General features: G+C 65.9%; 4 protein-coding genes and 1 pseudogene. All 5 read right to left on the reverse strand.

The annotated features are described in order from the left end of the window. Positions 1-1085 (reverse strand): 1,2-phenylacetyl-CoA epoxidase subunit PaaE (gene paaE, locus BN2475_RS32575; RefSeq protein WP_094783453.1); only part of this gene is annotated, 1085 nt, incomplete at its 3' end. A 1-nt stretch (position 1086) separates the two neighbouring features. Next, the gene (gene paaD, locus BN2475_RS32580; RefSeq protein WP_094783454.1) at positions 1087-1650 is read right to left on the reverse strand and encodes a 1,2-phenylacetyl-CoA epoxidase subunit PaaD; all 564 of its coding nucleotides are present in this window, start codon (positions 1648-1650) and stop codon (positions 1087-1089) included. Between the two features lie 7 nt (positions 1651-1657). Beyond that, positions 1658-2461 (reverse strand): 1,2-phenylacetyl-CoA epoxidase subunit PaaC, encoded by an 804-nt coding sequence (gene paaC / locus BN2475_RS32585; RefSeq protein WP_094783455.1) that lies wholly within the window; start codon positions 2459-2461, stop codon positions 1658-1660. A gap of 8 nt (positions 2462-2469) precedes the next feature. Next, positions 2470-2754: a 1,2-phenylacetyl-CoA epoxidase subunit PaaB gene (gene paaB / locus BN2475_RS32590; RefSeq protein ID WP_073432200.1), complete on the reverse strand. Its 285-nt coding sequence runs from the start codon at positions 2752-2754 to the stop codon at positions 2470-2472. Positions 2755-2791: 37 nt separating this feature from the next. Continuing rightward, positions 2792-3733 (reverse strand): annotated as a pseudogene (gene paaA, locus BN2475_RS32595) (1,2-phenylacetyl-CoA epoxidase subunit PaaA); the annotation flags it as partial. Positions 3734-3769 lie beyond the last annotated feature (36 nt).

Genomic DNA, 3769 nt, shown 5'->3' on the forward strand with positions numbered 1-3769 from the left:
CGTTCGTCGTAACTGACGACGACCTTGTCGCTGACCGGATGGCACTGGCAAGTCAGCACGAAGCCGTCGCGGATTTCGTGTTCTTCCAGCGTGTAGTTCTTTTCCATCTTCACTTCGCCTTCGATCACCTTCGCGCGGCAGGTGCAGCACACCCCGCCCTTGCACGCGTACGGCAGGGCGAGACCGGCGCGCAGCCCGACGTCGAGCACGCTGACGCCCTGATACGGCAGGCGCAGCTTGCGCCGTTTGCCGTCGAGCACGATTTCGAGGTCGGCGGCCGGCGTGTCCGCGCTGATCTCGACCGGCGGCACGCCCGCCTGCGGCAGCGGCGAGCCGAAGCGCTCCACGTGCACCCTGTCGGGCGTCACGCCAGCGGCTTTCAGCGCGGCTTCGGCGGCATCCATCATCGGTGCGGGGCCGCAGATGAAGGCTTCGTCGATCGCATCGGCCGGCAGCAGGCTGTCGATGAAGGCCGCGCACTTCGGCTGGTCGAGCACCCCGTTGAACAGCTCCACGTCCTGCAGATCGTCGGACAGCACGTGATAGAGCACGAAGCGGTTCATGAAGCGGTTTTTCAGGTCTTCGAGTTCTTCAGCGAACATGATCTGATCGACGCTGCGGTTGCCGTACACCAGCGTGAACGTGCTGCGCGGCTCGACTTCGAGCGTCGTCTTGATGATCGCCAGCACCGGCGTAATGCCCGAGCCGCCCGAAAACGCGAGGTACTGCTGGCCCTGCTCGGCGTTCAGGTGGGTGAAGAAGCGGCCGTCCGGCGTCATCACGTCGATCGTGTGGCCGGGCTGCAGCGTGTCGAACGCGAAGTTCGAGAAACGCCCGCCGCGCACGCGCTTGATGCCGATGCGCAGTTCGCCGTCGCGATCGTAATCGGTGACGCCGACGCAGATCGAATACGAGCGGCGCGTTTCCTCGCCGTCGATATGGGTCTTCAGCGTGACGAACTGCCCTTGTGTGAAGCGATACTGCTCGCGCAGCTCGACCGGGACTTCGAAGGCCACCGAGACCGCGTCGGCGGTTTCGGGGCGCACTTCGCGGATACGCAGCGGATGAAATTGCGGGGTGGCCATATCAGTAGGGTTTGAAGTAGTCGAAGGGTTCGCGGCAGTCGATGCAGCGGTACAGGGCCTTGCAGGCGGTCGAGCCGAATTGCGCCAGACGCTCGGTGTGCGCCGAGCCGCAACGGGGACACGACGGCGCCGGCAGCGCCCGCGGCACGCGCGGCACGAAGTGCATCACTGTCTCGCGCGGCGGGGCGGTGGAGCCGCAGTTGCCCGTGGGCGGCGCGATGCCGTAGGCGCGCAGCTTCTCGCGGGCGTCGGCGGTTATCCAGTCGGTCGTCCACGCCGGCGCGAGCACGGTTTCGATCCGGTACGGCGCGAGGCCGGCGACATCGAGCGCATGCCCGACGTCTTCGGCGATCTGGGACATCGCCGGGCAACCGGAATACGTCGGGGTGATCACGACCTCGAGCGCGCCGTCGGCGGCGCGACGCACGTCGCGCAGAATACCGAGTTCACGGATCGACACCACCGGGATCTCCGGGTCGGGCACGGTTTCAAGTACGGCCCATGCGCGTTCGAGCGCGGCGTCGGCCGGGTAGTCGGCCATGTACATGGCAGTCGAGGTCGTCATCGTCGGATTACCAGGTGGCGCCGGGATGCTGGCGCGCGATGCCCTGCAGTTCGGCCAGCACGAAGCCCATGTGCTCCGAGTGTTCGCCGTGCTTGCCGGTCGTGATGTGCTGGACGGCTTCGGGCAGCGTCAGCGTGGCTTCGTCGAGCGCGGCGCGCACGTCGTCGAGCCATGCGGCTTCGAGCTCCGACGTCTGCGGCCCGAGGCCGGCCGCGGCGATGCTCTGCTCCACCGCGTCGGCGCTGAAAAACTCGCGCGTGTACGGCATCAGGTAGTCCAGCGCCGCCTGCGCGCGACGGTGCGATTCGTCGGTGCCGTCGCCGAAACGGATCAGCCACTCGCGTGCGTGATGCACGTGATAGCTGGTTTCCTTGATCGACTTCGACGCGATGGCCGCCAGCTGCCCGTCGGTGGAGGCCGTCAGCGCCGTCCACAGATGCATCATCAATGCCGAGTACAGGAAATTGCGCACGATCGTGACCGCGTAATCCTTGTCGGCCTGCGCGGTGCCGCACAGCGGGCCGTAATGCGGCAACTCGGCCAGCGTGTAGCTGGCGAACTCGCGCTCGGCACGGAAGTACGCATAGTCGTCTTCCGTGCGGCTCCTGCCGGTGAGCCGCTGCTCGAGCGTGGCGGCGTGCGTGTACAGCAGGCGCGCCTGGCCGATCAGATCGAGGCTCATGTTCGACAGCGCGATGTCCTCTTCGAGGACCGGACCGTGACCGCACCATTCGGCATTGCGCTGACCGAGGATCAGCGCGGTGTCCGCGAGGCGCAGCACGTACTGCAGATGTTGGGGTGTGATATGCATGGCCGCGCTTACATGTGGTTGACTTCGTCGGGCAGCGTATAGAACGTCGGATGGCGGTAGATCTTGTCGCCGGCCGGTTCGAACAGTTCCGCCTTGTCCTGCGGCGCGGACGCCGTGATCGCCGATGACGGCACCACCCAGATGCTGACGCCTTCCTGGCGACGCGTGTAGACGTCACGCGCCATGCGCAGCGCCATCGGCGCGTCGGCGGCGTGCAGACTGCCGCAGTGTTTATGATCGAGTCCCTGCTTGCTGCGCACGAAGACTTCCCAAATCGGCCATTCCTTGTTCATCGCTGATCTCCTGTCTCTTCCTGATGTGCCGCGCTGCTCAGGCGGCGTGCTGATGCGCGCGCTGGCGCTGCCTGGCGGTGTGGGCGAGGGCGGCTTCGCGCACCCAGGCGCCGTCGTCATGGGCTTTGACGCGGGTCGCGAGGCGTTCGCGGTTGCACGGGCCGTCGCCGTTCACGACGCGCCAGAATTCCTCCCAGTCGATGTCGCCGTAATCGTGATGGCCGCGTGCCTCGTTCCATTTCAGGTCCGGGTCGGGCAGCGTGACGCCGAGCACCCTGGCCTGGTCGACGGTGGCGTCGACGAATTTCTGACGCAGGTCGTCGTTGGAAATGCGCTTGATGCCCCACTTCGACGACTGGTTGCTATGGATTGAATCCTTGTCGCTCGGGCCGAACATCATCAGCACCGGCCACCACCAGCGGTTCACGGCCTGCTGGACCAGCTCGCGCTGGGCGTCGGTGCCCTGCATCATGGCGAGCAGCGCGTCGAAACCCTGGCGCTGGTGGAACGACTCTTCCTTGCAGATGCGGATCATCGCGCGGGCGTACGGGCCGTAAGTGCAGCGGCACAGCGGAATCTGGTTCATGATCGCGGCGCCGTCGACCAGCCAGCCGATCACGCCGACGTCGGCCCAGGTGGGCGTCGGGTAGTTGAAGATGCTCGAATACTTGGCCTTGCCCGAATGGAGGGCGTCGACCAGCTGGTCGCGCGACACGCCGAGCGTTTCTGCCGCGCTGTACAGGTAGAGGCCGTGGCCGCCTTCGTCCTGCACCTTGGCGAGCAGGATCGCCTTGCGCTTCAGACTGGGAGCGCGCGTGATCCAGTTGCCTTCGGGCAGCATGCCGACGATTTCCGAATGCGCGTGCTGCGAGATCTGGCGCACGAGCGTCTTGCGATACGCGTCGGGCATCCAGTCCTGCGGCTCGATCTTGCCGTCGGCGGCCATGACCGCGTCGAATTGCGCCTGTTCGGGCGCTGTCTCTTATACACATCTCCGAGCCCACGAGACTAAGGC

Origin of the sequence: Paraburkholderia ribeironis, assembly GCF_900019265.1 — a bacterium.
In the GTDB taxonomy this organism is placed as follows: domain Bacteria; phylum Pseudomonadota; class Gammaproteobacteria; order Burkholderiales; family Burkholderiaceae; genus Paraburkholderia; species Paraburkholderia ribeironis.

Excerpts from the sequence above, each read along its gene's own strand:
- paaD (WP_094783454.1), bottom strand. The coding sequence starts at position 1,650 with ATGACGACCTCGACTGCCATGTACATGGCCGACTACCCGGCCGACGCC.
- paaC (WP_094783455.1), bottom strand. The coding sequence starts at position 2,461 with ATGCATATCACACCCCAACATCTGCAGTACGTGCTGCGCCTCGCGGAC.
- paaB (WP_073432200.1), bottom strand. The coding sequence starts at position 2,754 with ATGAACAAGGAATGGCCGATTTGGGAAGTCTTCGTGCGCAGCAAGCAG.